We start from the raw sequence: 16,188 nt of genomic DNA on the forward strand, positions 1-16,188 counted from the left end.
GGGAACCCGGTGGGCCGGTGCGGGGATGCCGGATGGCGACGGGGTCAGGCAGGCCCCGGCAGGCCCTCCAGGAACCTGTCGCAGTCGAGCAGCCGGTGCGCTCGCACCCCCGGGCTCCGCCAGGGCAGGTCCAGCCGCGGGGGGCGGTCGGCGTCGTGGAAGTAGCAGGCCTCCAAGCTCTGGTCCAGCCCGATCAGCAGCACGGGATTCGCCACCAGGAAGTCCCGTACCGCCGGGGTGTCCCGGCGCACCCACAGCAGCATGCGCTTGTCCCGGTAGTGGTCGTCGGGCAGGCCGACCTGCGGGTGCATCCTGCGCTTGAACTGGAAGATGCCCTTGCTCAGGAAGGGCTCGCAGCCCGCCAGGTCGACCCGCCTCAGCCCCTGGGCGGTGGCCCACTGCAGCAGCAGGACGTACACGGCCAGGTAGGTGCCGGTGTGGTAGTAGCGCTGATCGCCGTCGGCCACGCCGACGAGCCGGAGGACCAGCGTGCGGCCTTCCAGCCGGCACAGCGTCCCCGCCACACGCCGCCCCGATTCGCACAGGAAGAACAGCACACCGCGGTGGAACAGGCAGCGCCGCGCGTGCTCACGCTCCTCCGAGTGCGCTCTGTCACCGTGCCTGCGGTCCATGGTCGGCCGGTGCATACGGTCGTAGAAGTAGTCGAAGTCACTTTCCCGGGTGGCCACTTCCAGTGAGCGGCGGCGCACGGACATCTCATGCCGGTGCTGCTCGCGCGCCCGGCGGGAGAGGCGGTCGATGACGTCGCCGTACTCGGGGCCGACGGGGACCGCCTGGCCGACCCGGAAGGGCAGCAGCAGGCTGTGGCGTGGCGGTGGCGACGGCGCCATCCGCTGCGGCACACCGATCACCAGGAGCTCGGCCGCGGGGGCTGCCCGGCCGCCGGTCAACTCGGCCCACGAGGTCCGGCTCACCTGCCGGATCGGCCGACCGCCGCGACGCCATTCGAGGAACGGGAGCCCATGGCTTCGGCCACGGGCCAGACCTCCGTAGGCCAGCACCGGCACCCCGGCCAGGGCCGATCGTGACTCCACCAGCCAGGGCCGGGTCGCGGCGACCGCATCCGCCCAGGCGTGGGCCCCCGCCACCAGAGGGTTACCGCTGTGCTCCCAGGCATAGCGGATGTTCGGGGGGATCATCCGTGCCCCGCCGCGCGGACCCACCCGTGCCCCGCCGCTGCCCTTCCCCTGCCGCCCGGATCGCTCCGGCCGCCCGGTCTCCGGCTTCGCCGATTCCACCACCGTCGTCCTCTCCGCCGGTCCTCCCTGGTCAGGGGATCAGACACGCGCCGCCGCGAGGACGGCGCCGGCCAGTTCCTCGGTGGTGTCGGCCCGGCCGAGGTGTTCGGCCGGGAACGGGTCGATGAGATCGTCGCTGTAGTAGCCGGCTCCGTGGACGACGACATCGGCCGACTCCGCGATCAGCCCGCGCTCCCGTGCCACGAGCACTCCCGCGAACGCCTTCACCAGCGACCACTCCTGGATCAGGGAGGGATCGCGGGCGATGGCGATGCCCGCCTCGGCGACCAGCCCGCGCACCCGGTCCAGGCGCTCGATGCACTCACGCTTGGACACCACCACGCCGCCACCGCCGTGTCGTCTGATGACCGCGCCGATCAGGGCGCTGGTGGCCGGTCGGCGGGTCCAGAAGGTCGGGTCGATGACCTCCTGCGGATCATCCGTGGCAGCGGGGAACTCGGGTACGGAAGGTACGGACGACTGGCGCCACAGGGCCGCTGCGGCGTCGTACGCGTATTCGGGCGGCTGAACGCCCAGGGAGGTCACCAGATCGGGAGTCGCCAACTGCTGGACGAGGAGGAAGGCGGGGTGGCTGGCCGGCCGCGGGAACCCCGCCATTCCTTCGGTGAGCATCCGGTGCCCCAGGTGGTATCCGAGCAGTCCGAAGGCGCTGGAGACGGCGTGGGCGTGCACCCGCGACGCGCTCTCGGGGGTGAGGGGAAGCAGTTCGGCCTCGGCGAAGGCGCGTGTCGCGTCACCGACACGGTAGTTGTCGAGGTCGTGGGTGTAGCAAAGGCGGAATCCGGTGGTGTCGAAGACGCGGTCGGCGTACCCGGTCAGCACCCTCCCGGCCATGGCCTTCACCTCGCTCGGCTCCCCGACGTCGGCGACGAGCACAGGGTTCGCGGCACGCAGCGCAGGGTCTGCGTTCAGCGCACTGTCGCGGAACTTGTACCGCGAGGCGGCGGGCACGAGGACCGCCGAGCGGACCTCTTCCGGTGAAGCCAGTCCGCTCGTGTACGCGCGGGCGACCGCGTCCCGCAACGCCATGCCTTTGTTACCGGAAGTAGGGGTGAGGAACAGCACCCGCTCGCCGGTCTTCCGGACATGGGCCGCCGCACGCGCCACCATGAGCAGGGACGCCAGGGTCTTGGTGGTCCTGGTCCCCGGGTTCCGTGTCAGATCCAGCAGGTAGGTGCGCTGCTCCACACGGGTGAGGCCGATGTCGCTGACGGCAGCGAACTCCGCGAAACCCGGGGGCTTCTCGACCAGCTCGAGAGGAAGGAGGGGGGCCGTCTCGCGCTCCGCGTCGGCCGCACGCGCCGCGGCGGCGATCCCGTGGAAGTACCGGTCGAGCGCACACGGCACAACCCCCGGGGCGTCGGCCGACTGCTCTGCGGAACACACCGTCGATGCACTCCTTCCTCTCCTCATTCTCATCCCGGCCCGGCCGACCCGCCCACCGGCGGGGCCTGGACCCGAACGAGGGATTACGGGCGGCGGAAGGGCGTGCGACCCGCCCGCCGGGGCACCCATGTCGCGGCGTGTCCGATGGGTGCCGCGGGACCGCGGGAACCACCAGGGGTCCACCGGGTGGACGGGAAAGGAGGCGGGTATGGCGGGAGCGGTGGCAGCGCCTCGTGGGTTCCTCGTGCATACCGCGTCGGTCGGCCTCGGCGGGGATGAGCGCGACGGCGGTGACGACTTCGCCATCCTGCTCTCCGCCCACCCGGCGGAGTGCAGCGCGGTGTTCACGCGCTCGCTCTTCGCGGGTCCCAGCATCGTGGTGTCCAGGGACGAGAGCCGGGTGGCGGCGGCGCGTGGAGTCGTCGTCACCGCCCGTAACGGCAATGTGGCCAACGGACCCCGGGGGCTGCGGGACGCCCGGGAGCTGCGCGCGTCCGCGGCCCGTGCCTGCGCGGTACCCGAGACGGAGTTGCTGATCGCGTCCACCGGGGTCATCGGCAGGCCGTACCCCATGGGCGAGATCCTGGCCCATCTGTCGTCGCTCGAATGGCCGCCCACGGACGACGACGGCTGGCCGGAGCGAGCGGCCCGCGCCATCATGACCACCGACACCCGGCCCAAGACGGCGACGGAGCGGTGCGGTCCCGCCACCGTCCTCGGCATCGCCAAGGGCGTCGGGATGATCGAGCCGGACATGGCCACGCTCCTGGCCTTCTTCCTCACCGACGCGAACATCCCCCGCCCCGCCCTCGACGCGATCTTCCGGAGGGTGGTGGACGCGACCTTCAACGCCGTGTCCGTGGACACCGACACCTCCATCGCCGACATGGCGGCGGTCTTCGCGAACGGACTGGCCGGACCGGTCGACCTCGGAGAGTTCGAACGCTCCCTCCACTCCGTCGCCCTCCCCCTGGCGAAGATGGTCGCCAGGGATGGGGAGGGCGCCTCCAAGCTGATCGAGGTCACCGTGACAGGGGCCAGGGACAGCGCGCAGGCCAAGCGCGTGGCCAAGGCCGTGGTCAACTCCCCGCTGGTCAAGACGGGTGTGACCGGCGGGGACCCCAACTGGCTGCGGATCGCGGTGGCGGTGGGCAAGTGCCATGACGACACCGACATCGATGCGGACCGGGTCACCATCGGCATCGGCGGGACGCCCGTCCAACCTGCCGGGCCCGCGGACCGGCCCGAGCGCACAGAACGCGCCATCGAGGAGCACCTGCGCGGAGACGAGGTGCACATCACCGTGGGACTCGGCATCGGCGACGCCCGGTACACGGCTTTCGGCTGCGACCTGGGACCGGGTTTCCTGGACATCAGCTCGCGGCGCACCTGCTGGAGCACCGACACCTGGGGCATCGGCAGCCGCAGCGGCCCGCCGCGCCCCTGATCGCGACCGTACGCGGAGCATTCGCCCGCCCCACCCGGCTCCGTGCGCACACGGCGAGGCCGAGCCGGTCGTCAGCCGCGGAGCGGAATACCCGCGACGAGGCCGCCGTCGATCACGAACTCGGCGCCCGTGCAGTACCCGGACTCGTCGGAAGCAAGGAACAGCACCAGGTCCGAGACCTCCTCGGGCCGCGCTCCGCGGCCGAGTGGAATCTGCAGCACGGCCGGGTCGATGCCCTCCGTCATGGGCGTCTCGATGAAGCCTGGGTGCACGGAGTTCACCCGGATCCCGAAGCTCCCGACCTCGACCGCCACCGACTTGGTGATCCCACGCACCCCGAACTTGGCCGCCACGTAGCCGTGCAGCCAGGGGCTGCCGCGAAGGCCCTCGACCGACGAGATGTTGACGATCGAGCCGCCACCCTGAGACTTCATGGCCGGCACCACAGCCCGCATGCCGTAGAAGACGCCGGACAGGTTGATGCCGATGATCTTCTCCCAGTCGGCGGGCTCGAAGCTGTCGACCGGGCTCCCGTTCGCGATACCCGCGTTGTTGACCAGGATGTCGACCCTCCCGCCGAACTCATCGAGCGTCCGGCGCACCGCCTGCTCCCACTCAGCCGGGCTTGTGACGTCGAGGCGCGCGAACGCGGCAGCGTCTCCCAGCTCGGCGGCCAGGGCCTCCCCCGCGTCGACCAGCACGTCGGCGACAAGCACCCGCGCGCCCTCCGCCACCAGTCGGCGCACGTGCTGCTCGCCCATACCGCGCGAACCCCCCGTCACGATTGCGGTCTTCCCCACGACGCGTCCCGCTTCACCCATGGCTCGCCACTCCCTTGGATACCGTTCGCCGCGGACCTCCTGCCGGGCCCATCTCCCGAATGTGGACCACGCACAGGCGGAGGGCGCCCGGAGCGCACCTGTTCGGGTAGCCGCCCAGCCGGTGAGGCGGTGCCTGTTCTGCCCCGTACCCACCTCCCGCACGGCCGAGGACGGAACCGGCGAGGTGGCGGGCCGCAGCCGTCGAGGAGGGTGGATGACCGGCTGGTCGACGAACCGGTCCACCGACTGCGGGCCGATGGCCCAGCGAGTCGACCGCCACGGACGGGCTGCTCCGGCAGTCGGCACACGACGTACGCCGGAGCGGCCCGTCCCAGCCCGCGCTCACGACGGCTGCTTCGACCGGTGCCCGCTTCGGCACGGAGTGCGGTCGGCGGACGGCTCGCCGAAGGCGGCGGCCGCCGGGCCAGGACGCAGACCGCGCACACCACCGGGCTTTGAGGCGGAGAGGCTCAGCCCGGGATCAACCCGTCGTCGTCGAGCATGTCGCGGACTTCCTCCAGCGTCGCCTCCGGGGACGGCAGTATCAGCTCGGACGGCTCCAACGAATCATCGGGCAGCGGAGCGCCGAGCCGGCGGACCGCGTCGAGCAGTCCGCACAGCGTCCGCCGGAAGCCGGGCTCGTCGCCGGACTCCATTTCCGCCAGGAGCTCATCGTCCAGCTTGTTCAGCTCGTCGAAGTGCCCGTTGTCGACCCTCCACTGGCCTTCCCCCATGATCCTGACGATCATGACGCGCCGTCCCTACCGCTCATCGCCGCTCACGTCACTGCTTGTTGAGGTTCGGCCCGTCCTGCGCCGTGGAACCGTCGCCGCCCTCGATGGCCTGCTGCTGGCCGCCGCTGCCTCCCGCCAGCTCTGCCTTCATGCGCTGGAGCTCCAGCTCGACGTCCGTGCCACCGGAGATACGGTCCAGCTCGGCCGCGATGTCGTCCTTGGCCATGCCCGTCGGGTCGTCCAGCGCGCCGGAGGCGAGCAGTTCGTCGATCGCGCCGGCGCGCGCCTGGAGCTGGGCGGTCTTGTCCTCGGCACGCTGGATCGCCAGGCCGACATCACCCATCTCCTCGGAGATCCCGGAGAACGCCTCGCCGATCCTGGTCTGGGCCTGGGCCGCGGTGTAGGTGGCCTTGATGGTCTCCTTCTTCGTGCGGAAGGCGTCCACCTTGGCCTGGAGCCGCTGGGCCGCGAGGGTGAGCTTCTCCTCCTCGCCCTGCAGGGTCTGGTGCTGGGTCTCCAGATCGGTGACCTGCTGCTGGAGCGCGGCGCGGCGGGACAGCGCCTCCCGGGCCAGGTCCTCGCGGCCGAGCGCGAGTGCCTTGCGGCCCTGGTCCTCCAGCTTCGACGACTGGCCCTGGAGCTGGTTGAGCTGCAGTTCCAGGCGCTTGCGGGAGGTCGCGACGTCGGCGACGCCGCGGCGTACCTTCTGCAGCAGCTCAAGCTGCTTCTGATACGAATAATCGAGGGTCTCGCGCGGATCCTCGGCCCGGTCAAGGGCCTTGTTTGCCTTCGCGCGGAAGATCATCCCCATACGCTTCATGACACCGCTCATGGGCTTCGCGCGCCCCCTTCTGACGGACCGGCTCCAGCTACTCCAGAACCCACAGTACGGGCCCTGGTTCCATTACCGCACTGTTCGAGCGCTGATGCGCTCCTCCCCAGGAACGACCTGCCACCCGCCGCGGTCCCGCGCAGGGAGGAGAAGGCCGTCGGGAACACAGACGCCGGCCGGCCGCGGATCGTTGCAGCGGGCTCCCGGGGCGGGGCCCGGAAGTGCGGAAGTCCCGGGGAGCACCTACGGTCCCACCCGCTTTCTCCACCCCGTACCCTTGGGTGTTGTGTTCCGTAGCCGATCGAAGGATGAGAAGGCCCCCACCGAGAAGGTGACGGCGGACCTCTCCAAGCAGCCCCGCGACCCTGAGGCCCCCAAGGGCAGGCCCACCCCGAAGCGGAGTGAGGCCCAGGGCCAGCGCCGCCGTGCCCAGTCGGGTGCGCCCGTCGACCGCAAGGAGGCCGCGCGCCGCCAGCGTGAGGCGCGCCGTGCCGACCTGGCCAAGCAGCGCGAGGCACTCGCCGGTGGCGATGAGCGGTATCTGCCGCCCCGCGACAAGGGTCCGGTGCGTCGTTTCGTACGCGACTACATCGACTCGCGCTTCTGCATCGCGGAGTTCTTCCTGCCCCTGGCCGTCGTGATCCTGGTGCTGTCCATGATCCGTGTGGCGCAGCTCCAGAACATCTCACTGCTGCTGTGGCTGGGCGTCATCGTGATGATCGTCATCGACTCGATCGGGGTCTCCTTCCGGCTGAAGAAGCAGCTGAAGGAGCGCTTCCCGAACGAGTCGACGCGCGGCGCGGTGGCGTACGCCCTGATGCGCTCGCTCCAGATGCGTCGACTCCGCCTGCCGAAACCGCAGGTCAAGCGCGGAGAGCGGCCCTGAGCACTGATGCGTCCGGCGCCTGCGGCGACGTCTCGGGTATGTCCGGTGCCCCCTCCGGTGTCGCCGGTTTCGACGGTGGCGCCGCCGCCTGGATCCAGGGCTTGGGCGGGCTGCGCAACACCGTCCGGCAGGAGCTTGTGGCGCGCCAGCTGGACGAGCAGATCGCCGGGCGCTTCCCGGTCGGGCAGCGCCTGCGGATCCTCGACGTCGGCATGGGCCAGGGCACCCAGGCGCTGCGTCTCGCCCGCGCCGGGCACACGGTGACCGGTCTCGAATCCGACCCCGGGATGCTTGCGCTGGCGCGTGAGGCGCTGGCGTCGGAGCCCGCCGGTATCCGGGAGCGCTTCCGGATGATCGAGGGCGACGGCCGGGACACCGGAGTGCACTTCCTGCCCGGCGCCTTCGACGTGGTGCTGTGCCACGGGGTGCTGATGTACGTGTCGGACCGCGACGCGATGCTCGCCGGCCTGGCCCGGATGCTGGCGCCCGGTGGTCTGCTGTCGCTCCTGGTGCGCAACGGTGACGCACTGGCCATGCGCCCGGGTCTCGGGAGTGACTGGTCGGGTGCGCTGGCGGCCTTCGACACGGACGGGTACACCAACCGCCTCGGCCTGGCCGTACGCGCCGACCGGCTTTCCGACCTGACGGCGACGCTCGCGGGGATCGCGGCACCGCTGCACGCCTGGTACGGGGTGCGGGTCTTCACGGACAACGTGCCCGACGAGGCTGAGCCGCCGTCCGGTGCGGCGCTCGACCGGCTGCTCGCGGCCGAGGACCGGGCGGGCCGGACCGATCCGTACCGGGCGGTGGCGGCGCTGCTGCACCTGTGCGGGGTGCGCGACTGACAGGCGCACTACAGGCTCGGCGGCGTCCTGTCGCCGAGCATGAGCCGGTCTTCGGCGCCCGAATCGTCTCGGCACCCGAGTCGGTCCTCCGCGCAGGAGTCGGCCTTCAGGGCCGAAGGCGGCGGCCGTCGCGGGCCGCCGCCGAGCCGTGGGAGTGACTGCGACCGGGCCGCCGTCACGCTCCTTCGGCGTGCAGGCTCATGGGCCCGTAGATCCGGCCGCCGTCCTCGAAGAGGAACACCTGGTCGGCGCCGCCCTCCAGCAGTTCCCTCCAGACCTCGCCGATCCAGGACTCGGCGTCTGCCTGGGTGCTGAACTCCTCCGGCTCCACGGCCGGGCTGACCTCCGTCCCGTCAGCCTTCTCGAACCGCCACGTCCACGCCATCTGCGCCTCCCGGAGCTGATCGGTTTGCTGCCCGCAGCGTAGCCGGGCGAGCACCCGCAGCGGCGGCGCGGGAGGATCGTCCTGTGGATGTGACTCTGCTCGGCACCGGCGCCCCCAGCGGGCTCCCCCGCCCCGACTGCACCTGCGCCGTCTGCGCAGCCGCTCGCGACGCTCACGCGCGCGCCGTGACCGCCCTGCTGGTCGACGGGGCCCTGCTGCTCGATCTGACCCCGGGGGCGGCGTTGGCCGCCGCTCGGGCCGGGCGCTCACTCGTGGGCGTACGCCAGGTGCTGCTGACACATCCGCACGACGGGCCCGCGGTGGAGCTGCCCGTGGGCCTGCCGACCGCGGGGCGGGTGCCGGACGGCCAGGAGTTGACGCTGATCAGCGGGCACCGGGTGCGCGCTGTGCCGCTGGACTCACCGGGCACGGGGTACGAGGTGACCTCGCCGGACGGCGACCGGCTGCTGTACCTGCCGCCGGGCGGAGCGCCCGCGGGTGTCACCGGCGCGGCGGGCGGCACGGCCCCGTACGACATGGTGGTCGCCGATGTCATCGGTCGCCCGGACGGGCTCGCGCGGCTGCGCGGTTCCGGCGTGGTCATCCCGACGACGGATGTGGTCGCGGTCCATATCGACCACGACGTCCCACCGGGCGCGGAGCTGGAGCGGCGGCTCGCGGCAGCGGGCGCACGGACCGTTCCCGACGGTACGACGCTGTACGTGGGCGACTACCGAGCGGTGCCGGACGTACCTCGCCGCACCCTGGTCACGGGCGGGGCGCGGTCAGGGAAGTCGCTGGAGGCGGAGCGCCGGCTGGAGTCGTTCCCCGACGTGCTGTACGTGGCGACCAGCGGTGTCCGCGCCGGTGACCCGGACTGGGCGGCCCGTGTCGCGGCCCACCGGGAACGCCGCCCGGGCAGCTGGCGGACTCTGGAGAGCTGTGAGCTGGTGCCCCTGCTGGCCGAGAACGGCCCACCGTTGCTGATCGACTGCCTGTCGCTGTGGCTGACCGATGCCATGGACCGGGTGGACGCCTGGGACGACGAGGTGTGGGAGTGCTCGGGCCGTGAGGCACTGCACCGCCACGTGGCGGAGCTCGTCGCGGCGGTGCGCGCCACTCGCCGCACGGTCGTCGCGGTCACCAACGAGGTCGGTTCGGGTGTGGTGCCGGCGACGGCGTCGGGCCGCCGCTTCCGCGATGAGCTGGGCCGCCTGAACACGGCGTTCGCCGCCGAGTGCGAGCACCTGCTGCTGGTCGTGGCCGGCCAGCCGCTGGTCCTACGGGGCTGAGGGTCCCGGCCGCCGAAACGGGGCGCGCTTCGCGGGACGACGGCCGGGTGGGCGAACCGGTGGCGGTCCTGGTTCGCCGCTCCTGGTGACGGTCCAGGGTCGGCAGCGGCAACGACGCGCTCTGCCGGTACTGTTCGCCGAATGAGCTCGCTGAATCTCGACGACTTCTCCGACCTGATCGAGCGCCCGGACGGCGGTGTCCGGCGCGAAGCCGAGGAGCGCAGGGAGCGGCTGGTCGTGCCGCCCGGCGCCCTGGGACGGCTGGACGAACTCGGGGAATGGCTGGCTGCCGCCCAGGGGGACGTGCCCGTACGGCCCGTGGAGCGACCCAAGGCGGTGCTGTTCGCCGGGGACCACGGCGTCGCCGAGCTGGGCGTGTCGGGGCGGGCGGCGGGCACCGCGTACACGCTGGTGCGGGACGTGCTGGACGGGTCGAGCCCCGCCGCGGTACTGGCCCGGCAGCTGAACGTCCCGGTGCGGATCGTCGATGCCGGACTCGACTGCGATCCGGAGCTGCTGCCCGCCGCCGTCGTAAGCCACCGGGTGCGGCGCGGCAGCGGGCGTATCGACATCGAGGACGCCCTCACCCGCGACGAGGCGGAGCGGGCCGTGCGCCTCGGGATGGCGATCGCCGACGAGGAGGCCGACTCGGGCACCGATCTCGTCGTGATCGGCGATCTCAGCGTGGGCGGCACCACCGCCGCGGCGGCGCTCATCGCCGCGTTGTGCGGCACCGACGCATCCGTGGTGACAGGCCGGGGCGGTGTCGCCATCGACGACCTCGCCTGGATGCGCAAGTGCGCGGCGATCCGCGACTCGCTGCGGCGCGCCAGGCCGGTCCTGGGCGACCAGGTGGAGCTGCTGGCCACGGTCGCCGGGGCCGACCTCGCCGCGATCACGGGCTTTCTGCTGCAGGCCGCGGTACGGCGGCTACCGGTGATCCTCGACGGTGTGGTGTCGGCGGCATGTGCCCTGGTGGCGCAGCGTGCGGCGTTCCGGGCGCCGGACTGGTGGCTGGCGGGGCAGGTCAGCGGTGAACCGGCACAGGCAAAGGCGCTGGACCGGATGGCGCTCAGCCCGCTGCTGGACCAGGGGGTGACGGTCGGCGAGGGCACCGGGGCACTGCTCGCGCTTCCGTTCGTGCTGGCGTCGGCGGCGCTCGCGGCCGAGCTGCCGGAGCGCACACCGGACACCGGGGACGCGGTGGAGCCCGAAGACGGGCCGGCCGGCGGGGACACGGCGGACGACGAGGACCCGACGGACTGATCGACCCGTACGCCGTACGGCTGACCCGGATCCGTACGACTGACCGACGAGTTCGAAATACCCCAGCCGGCACTCAACCTCGGGCTGGCCGAACCGGTCTTCGGACGTGGCCGCATACCGATCCACCCGGGAGCCACGATCCATGCCGTTCGAACCGAGCGCCGCCGGCGCGCGCGCTTTCGCGCGGCGCGAATGGGGGTCGCTGTACAGCGCCGTCGGAACCGCTCTGATCGAGCGGCGGTGGAAGGCGGCCCCGATGACGCTCATCGCGGTCTGCCTGACCGCGCTCTGCCAACTGGTCCAGAATCAGTCCTGGGGCTACGAGGCGGTGCACGCCGTCGGCTCGGTCCAGGCCGAGTACCCGCTGTGGACGGCGTTGCTGCGCACCCCGCTGTCGCTGTTCGTCCCGGCGCTCGACCTGCCGGTGTGGGGCGCGCTGGCACAGATCCTGCTGGTATTCGGGATCGCCGAGATCTGCCTCGGCCGGCTGCGGACGCTGGCGATCGCGTACACGTCCACCCTGGCCGGGACGCTGTACGCGCGGCTCGGGATCGCGCTGGGCCCCGACAGCCCACTGGGGCTGCCCGCCGCCGACGCCCATGTCGTCGACACCGGCCCGTCGGCCGCTGTCGTCGGCCTGGCGGTGTACGTGGGCTACCGGTACCGGGCCTGGCTGACGATGAACCTGGTGATCGCCGCAATGGTGATCGAGATCCTGATCAAGAACAACCTGGCGGGCAAGGAGCACCTGGCGGCCATCGCCGCCGTGCTGGTGGTGTGCGCGGTGACGGCCTTGCGAGGGCGCGTGGGTCAGCGCGGTCCGGATTCGCCGGAGGTCTCACTCGGCGCGTCGCCCGAGGATGTCCTCGTGCCGTCGCCGGCCACGTCATCGCGCGGGACGCCGGCCACGTCACCTCCCGGGGCGGCGGACGCGCCACCGGTCAGAGCAGGCGGACCGTCACCGGATGCGGGGACCGCCGCCACCCGGTCGGGAGCTCCGCCGACCAGGTCCTGAAACCTGCGGCGCGGCCCCGTCCAGCGTTTGTCGTGGCGAAAGGCGCGCAGCGTCGCCCGCGCCCGCGAGCGCGGGCGGTTCCGGTAGAGGCGCTTGGCCCAGGGCGAGGTGGGGCGGGCAAGCCGCAGCGCGCCGAACAGCGCCACGAACGGCACCAGGACTCCGATGACCGCCATCCGCAGCTTGCCCTTCAGCAGCGTGACCAGCACGAAGCAGAAGTTGACGGCGACGAAGAGCAGGAAGAGCCGACGGTCGTCCCGTTCGTCCTCGCTGAGGTTGTCCACGCCGAGCGGGGAGAAGCCGGCCAGAATGAGCAGCAACACCGAGGCGGTGAGGACCACGGCCTCGACGCTCTTGCGGCCCTCGTTGGTCCAGTAGACGTCGTCCAGGTGCAGGATCAGCGCGAACTCGTCCAGTACGAGCCCCGCGCCCATTCCGAAGATCAGCGCGCAGACGACGGTGCCCGCGCCGGTGTGCTGGCTGCTGGCGACGGAGCCGAAGCCACCGACCACGGTGAGGATCACCCCGGGCACCACATGGTGGATGTGCAGCCCACCGGAGCTGACGTTGCCGAACGGGCCCTTGCCTGCCCTGATCATGCGGGTGACCACACGGGTGATCAGGAAGGTCAGCACGAACGAGGCCAGCGCGAGCAGCAGCGGGAGCTTCCCCGGCTCCACGATGTTTCGGTAAAACCAGTCGCCCATGCCCGCCTACTCCCGTTTCGCCCGTCATGCGCAATCTACCGCCGGGATTCACGGGCTACCCTGCGCGCGATGAGCTCCAAGACCGCCGCCGGGCCCGTGACCGGCATACGTTTCGCCTTCGGCACCCTGACGGTGCTGCCGACGCGGGTCACCCGCTGGGACCGGGAGGCGGCCCGCGCGGGCATGCTGTGCGCCCCCGTGGCCGGTCTGGTGGTCGGGCTCCTCGGCGCGGCGGCGGGTGCGCTGCTCCTGCTCGCCGGGGCGGGGCCGCTGCTCGCGGCGGTGGCCACGGCCGCCGTACCGGCCGTGCTCACCCGGGGACTGCATCTCGACGGACTCGCCGACACGGCGGACGGGCTGGGCAGCGGCAAGCCGGCCCCGGAAGCGCTGCGGATCATGAAGCAGTCGGACATCGGCCCGTTCGGAGTGATCACCCTGGTGTTCACCCTGCTGGCGCAGATCGCGGCCCTGGCCGAACTGTACGGCGGCAACGGCCGGGAGGGCGGTGACTGGGCCCGGGGCGCGGGAGCGGCCGTACTCGCCGGGGTGGTGGCTCGGCTCGCCCTCACCCTCGCCTCACGGGGCGGCGTTCCGGCGGCGAGGCCGGAGGGCCTGGGGGCGGCCGTGGCAGCCACCGTGCCGGGGCGGGCCGCGGCTACGGCCGTACTGCTGGTCCTCACCGCCGCGGCCGGGGTGGGCGCGGGCACCGCCGCGCTGGTCGGCACGCCCGCCGACCCGCTGGGACGCGCCGTCGCGGCCGTGGCAGCCGCCTCGGTGGCGCTGCTCGTCGCCGAGTTCCTGCTGCGGCGCTGTGTGCGCCGCTTCGGCGGGGTGACGGGCGATGTGTTCGGGGCCGTCGAGGAGACGGCGGCCACGGCCGCACTCGTCGCGCTCGCCACGCTGTGATCGGGCAGTGCTTCCGCCGTCCGCCATCGACCCTCCCGGCGGGGCCGCCGGGAGGGTCGGGAGGTCGGTGTGTCCCGGCAGACCGTCGAGGCGCCGCCTTGGTCACGGATGACCACAGCTGGCACGTGCCATGTGTCACGCGTCAGCTGTTTCCTCCGGACGGCCGGGTCCGTGGGCCAGGGCTCCCGGGCCACCGGGGAGCGCGGCGGTTCCTCGGTCAGGCGGGCAGCCTCAAGGTGACCGCGGACTGCAGCAGCTCCGGTGAGGTCCAGTCCGACCGCTTGCCCGCGTAGGCGGTGCCGAATGCGGCGGTACCCAGCAGGAGCTGCTTACGGGTGCCTTCGGGCACGGTGACCGGGATCGCCACTCCGGACGGCGCCTGCACGGTGACGGTGGTGCCGATCCGGTAGGCGGTCACCCGTCCGTTGTCGATCGCCTGCTGCCAGGCGGTACGGCGACTCAGCTCCGTACCGATGTCGCGGTGGCGGAGGTTCACCACCGGTGTGCTGTCGGCGAACAGATCGCGGTAGTCACCGAGAATCCGGTCGAGCACCGGGTAGAGGATCCGTCCTTCTGCCAGGTTGGACTGATGCACATAGTGCGGACGGGGATCGTTGGCGAAGACATGCCCGAGGGCGATCCTGGCTTCCTGCGGAACGATGTGGTCCGCGTATCCGCTCTCGACGTCCAGCGGTTCGTCGAGGCAGGTCGAAGCCGCGTTGGTCTCACAGATACCGCTGCCACCGTCGGCCTGGGACGTGTAGATCCAGTTGTACTCGTCCGCCATCTCGGCCGCCGTGCCCGTGTTGTAGTACACGTTCATCGGGTACCGGGGCACGGTCAGTGCGCTGCCCACAGAACGCTGCTGAGACTCCCGGGAGTTGTCACTGGCGATCCATTTGACGCCGTTCTCGGCGAGCGCGGTGGCGAGGTTGGGGTTGTCGACCGGCTGCTGCGGCAGCGTCTTCAGGCCCGAGTGCTCGCCGGTGACCAGCTCGGCGCGGTCGACCGAGAGGCCCTTCGTCACACCCCAGTCGTGGTTGTCACGGATCTGCCCGGAGATATCGGCGCGACTCACCCAGCGGATGTTGCCCGCGCTGTCCTTGCTGCACTGCCACGGGACCACGGTCACGTCCTGCACACAGCCCAGGAACGGATGCGTGTAGGTGTGGTTGACCCAGCGGTACTTGGCCCGGTCGGCGAGCAGCTGCGTGGTGAGCGCGTCGGTGCCGCCGTGCTCCGCCTTCCACTCCTCACCCGCACCGGCGTTGTAGACCATGTCCAGCGTCAGTCCGCTGGACTGCTGCCACTGGGCGGCGTACTGCGCGTCGGCGGCGGTCATCCGGATGTCCGGAGTGGTGCTCTCCTCGCCGCCGCCGCAGTCGATGTCGCCGGGCGTGCAGTTGCGCTCGCTGTCCCAGCGGGCGTCGGACGCGAAGACGTCGTCCACGTGCACGGCGAAGTAGTTGCGGCTCTGACCGAGGTGGACGCCCTGGGTGAGCCATTCCACGATTCCCCGGGCCAGCAGCCGGAACTGCCGCTGGTGCTGGTTGTAGGCGAAGGTCACGACCAGCTCGCGGCGCCCGTCGTGGGCGTACTCGCCGAGCAGGCTGGCGCGGCCCTCACCGCCCGGGACGGGCGCGTCCACATAGCTCGTGAAGCCCTCGCGCGGACGCGCCAGATAGCCGTAGCTCTCGGGGACCGACGGGGAGTTGTCCTCGAAGGACACAGCGCCGTCGAGGTAGGCGAAGGGCCCGGAGCGGCCCGCGGTGGTGACGGCGGCGGCGGTGCCGTCGAGGGTCCCGGACCAGCCGCCCTCGCTGGTGTAGTCCAAGCCGACACCCGGGTGTGCCCAGGTGTACGCGTCGACCTGGGGGATGCCGAAGGTCTGCTCGTAAGCGACCAGCGCGGCCTGCTCCGCGGCACCCGCCGTGCTCGTGCCGAACGGCGCCTCGTTCGGCATCACCACGCCCTGGTACTTGGCACGCGGCCGGCCGCTCACCGTGTCGCTCAGGAAGGCCGCGTTGATCTGCGGCCTGTTGGGGGCGTCGAGGTCGAGCACGCTGTACGGGACCCCGGTGCTGCGCAGCTCGGATGTGACCGCCGCGACCGATTCCCCGCCGTCGTCGATGACCAGCACCTTGAGGTCGACCCTCGGCGCGGTCGCGTCCTCCGCCGCCGCGGCGTTCGACGCGGGCAGCGCCGTGGCGAGCAGCGCGGACGCGGAGGACACGGCGAGCGCGACCGCCGTCCTGCCGCCGCGCCCGCGCAGCCCGCCGCCGTTCGGGCGCGGCGCCCCCGTCTCGTATGTCCCGTGCGTCGCGGGCCCCCCTCGCTCGTGATCACTCGAACTGAATCCGTACGCCATGGCGCACTCCCACCCCTT

General features: G+C 71.9%; 14 protein-coding genes and 1 pseudogene. 7 read left to right on the forward strand and 8 right to left on the reverse strand.

Going from position 1 to position 16,188, the window contains the following annotated elements; all coding sequences use genetic code 11:
• Positions 1 to 44: 44 nt before the first annotated feature.
• Both V1460_RS27145 and V1460_RS27150 read right to left on the reverse strand, forming a co-directional pair.
• A complete protein-coding gene (locus V1460_RS27145; protein WP_338676245.1) occupies positions 45 to 1,259 on the reverse strand; it encodes a GNAT family N-acetyltransferase in 1,215 nt (404 codons plus the stop codon).
• 39 nt (positions 1,260 to 1,298) lie between these two features.
• Positions 1,299 to 2,666: a DUF6002 family protein gene (locus V1460_RS27150; RefSeq protein WP_338676246.1), complete on the reverse strand. Its 1,368-nt coding sequence runs from the start codon at positions 2,664 to 2,666 to the stop codon at positions 1,299 to 1,301.
• Between the two features lie 208 nt (positions 2,667 to 2,874).
• On the opposite strand from V1460_RS27150, the gene argJ reads away from it, so the two are divergent.
• A complete protein-coding gene (gene argJ, locus V1460_RS27155) occupies positions 2,875 to 4,113 on the forward strand; it encodes a bifunctional glutamate N-acetyltransferase/amino-acid acetyltransferase ArgJ (RefSeq protein WP_338676247.1) in 1,239 nt (412 codons plus the stop codon).
• A gap of 71 nt (positions 4,114 to 4,184) precedes the next feature.
• Here argJ and V1460_RS27160 read toward each other — a convergent pair whose 3' ends face one another.
• The 3 genes from V1460_RS27160 to V1460_RS27170 all read right to left on the reverse strand — a co-directional run bounded on the left by V1460_RS27160 (position 4,185) and on the right by V1460_RS27170 (position 6,500).
• A complete protein-coding gene (locus V1460_RS27160) occupies positions 4,185 to 4,934 on the reverse strand; it encodes a glucose 1-dehydrogenase (RefSeq protein ID WP_338676248.1) in 750 nt (249 codons plus the stop codon).
• Between the two features lie 470 nt (positions 4,935 to 5,404).
• Complete coding sequence (gene pspAA / locus V1460_RS27165; RefSeq protein ID WP_338676249.1) at positions 5,405 to 5,683, reverse strand: PspA-associated protein PspAA; 279 nt, start codon at positions 5,681 to 5,683, stop codon at positions 5,405 to 5,407.
• A 34-nt stretch (positions 5,684 to 5,717) separates the two neighbouring features.
• Entirely contained in the window at positions 5,718 to 6,500 is a 783-nt protein-coding gene (locus V1460_RS27170) for a PspA/IM30 family protein (protein WP_338676250.1), read from the reverse strand.
• 286 nt (positions 6,501 to 6,786) lie between these two features.
• Between V1460_RS27170 and V1460_RS27175 the strand changes: the two genes are divergently transcribed.
• A complete protein-coding gene (locus V1460_RS27175) occupies positions 6,787 to 7,386 on the forward strand; it encodes a DUF3043 domain-containing protein (protein WP_338676251.1) in 600 nt (199 codons plus the stop codon).
• A 38-nt stretch (positions 7,387 to 7,424) separates the two neighbouring features.
• Positions 7,425 to 8,231: a class I SAM-dependent methyltransferase gene (locus V1460_RS27180; RefSeq protein ID WP_338676252.1), complete on the forward strand. Its 807-nt coding sequence runs from the start codon at positions 7,425 to 7,427 to the stop codon at positions 8,229 to 8,231.
• Between the two features lie 175 nt (positions 8,232 to 8,406).
• Here the strand turns inward: V1460_RS27180 and V1460_RS27185 are convergent, their stop codons facing one another.
• A complete protein-coding gene (locus V1460_RS27185; protein WP_338676253.1) occupies positions 8,407 to 8,616 on the reverse strand; it encodes a hypothetical protein in 210 nt (69 codons plus the stop codon).
• A gap of 83 nt (positions 8,617 to 8,699) precedes the next feature.
• Here V1460_RS27185 and V1460_RS27190 point away from each other — a divergent pair, with 83 nt between their 5' ends.
• The 3 genes and pseudogenes from V1460_RS27190 to V1460_RS27200 form a co-directional block, all read left to right on the forward strand.
• Positions 8,700 to 9,908 (forward strand): bifunctional adenosylcobinamide kinase/adenosylcobinamide-phosphate guanylyltransferase, encoded by a 1,209-nt coding sequence (locus V1460_RS27190; protein ID WP_338676254.1) that lies wholly within the window; start codon positions 8,700 to 8,702, stop codon positions 9,906 to 9,908.
• A 141-nt stretch (positions 9,909 to 10,049) separates the two neighbouring features.
• Complete coding sequence (gene cobT, locus V1460_RS27195) at positions 10,050 to 11,174, forward strand: nicotinate-nucleotide--dimethylbenzimidazole phosphoribosyltransferase (protein ID WP_407077536.1); 1,125 nt, start codon at positions 10,050 to 10,052, stop codon at positions 11,172 to 11,174.
• A 142-nt stretch (positions 11,175 to 11,316) separates the two neighbouring features.
• Positions 11,317 to 11,979, forward strand: a pseudogene (locus tag V1460_RS27200) (hypothetical protein); the annotation flags it as partial.
• A 5-nt stretch (positions 11,980 to 11,984) separates the two neighbouring features.
• On the opposite strand, the gene V1460_RS27205 reads toward V1460_RS27200, so the two are convergent.
• On the reverse strand, positions 11,985 to 12,896 hold the full coding sequence (locus tag V1460_RS27205; RefSeq protein ID WP_407077537.1) for a hypothetical protein: 912 nt from the start codon (positions 12,894 to 12,896) through the stop codon (positions 11,985 to 11,987).
• A 69-nt stretch (positions 12,897 to 12,965) separates the two neighbouring features.
• Between V1460_RS27205 and V1460_RS27210 the strand changes: the two genes are divergently transcribed.
• The gene (locus tag V1460_RS27210; protein ID WP_338676256.1) at positions 12,966 to 13,802 is read left to right on the forward strand and encodes an adenosylcobinamide-GDP ribazoletransferase; all 837 of its coding nucleotides are present in this window, start codon (positions 12,966 to 12,968) and stop codon (positions 13,800 to 13,802) included.
• Positions 13,803 to 14,019: 217 nt separating this feature from the next.
• On the opposite strand, the gene V1460_RS27215 is transcribed toward V1460_RS27210, so the two are convergent.
• Positions 14,020 to 16,170: a hypothetical protein gene (locus V1460_RS27215; protein WP_338676257.1), complete on the reverse strand. Its 2,151-nt coding sequence runs from the start codon at positions 16,168 to 16,170 to the stop codon at positions 14,020 to 14,022.
• Between the last annotated feature and the right edge of the window lie 18 nt (positions 16,171 to 16,188).

Source organism: Streptomyces sp. SCSIO 30461 (genome assembly GCF_037023745.1).
Classification (GTDB): Bacteria; Actinomycetota; Actinomycetes; order Streptomycetales; family Streptomycetaceae; genus Streptomyces.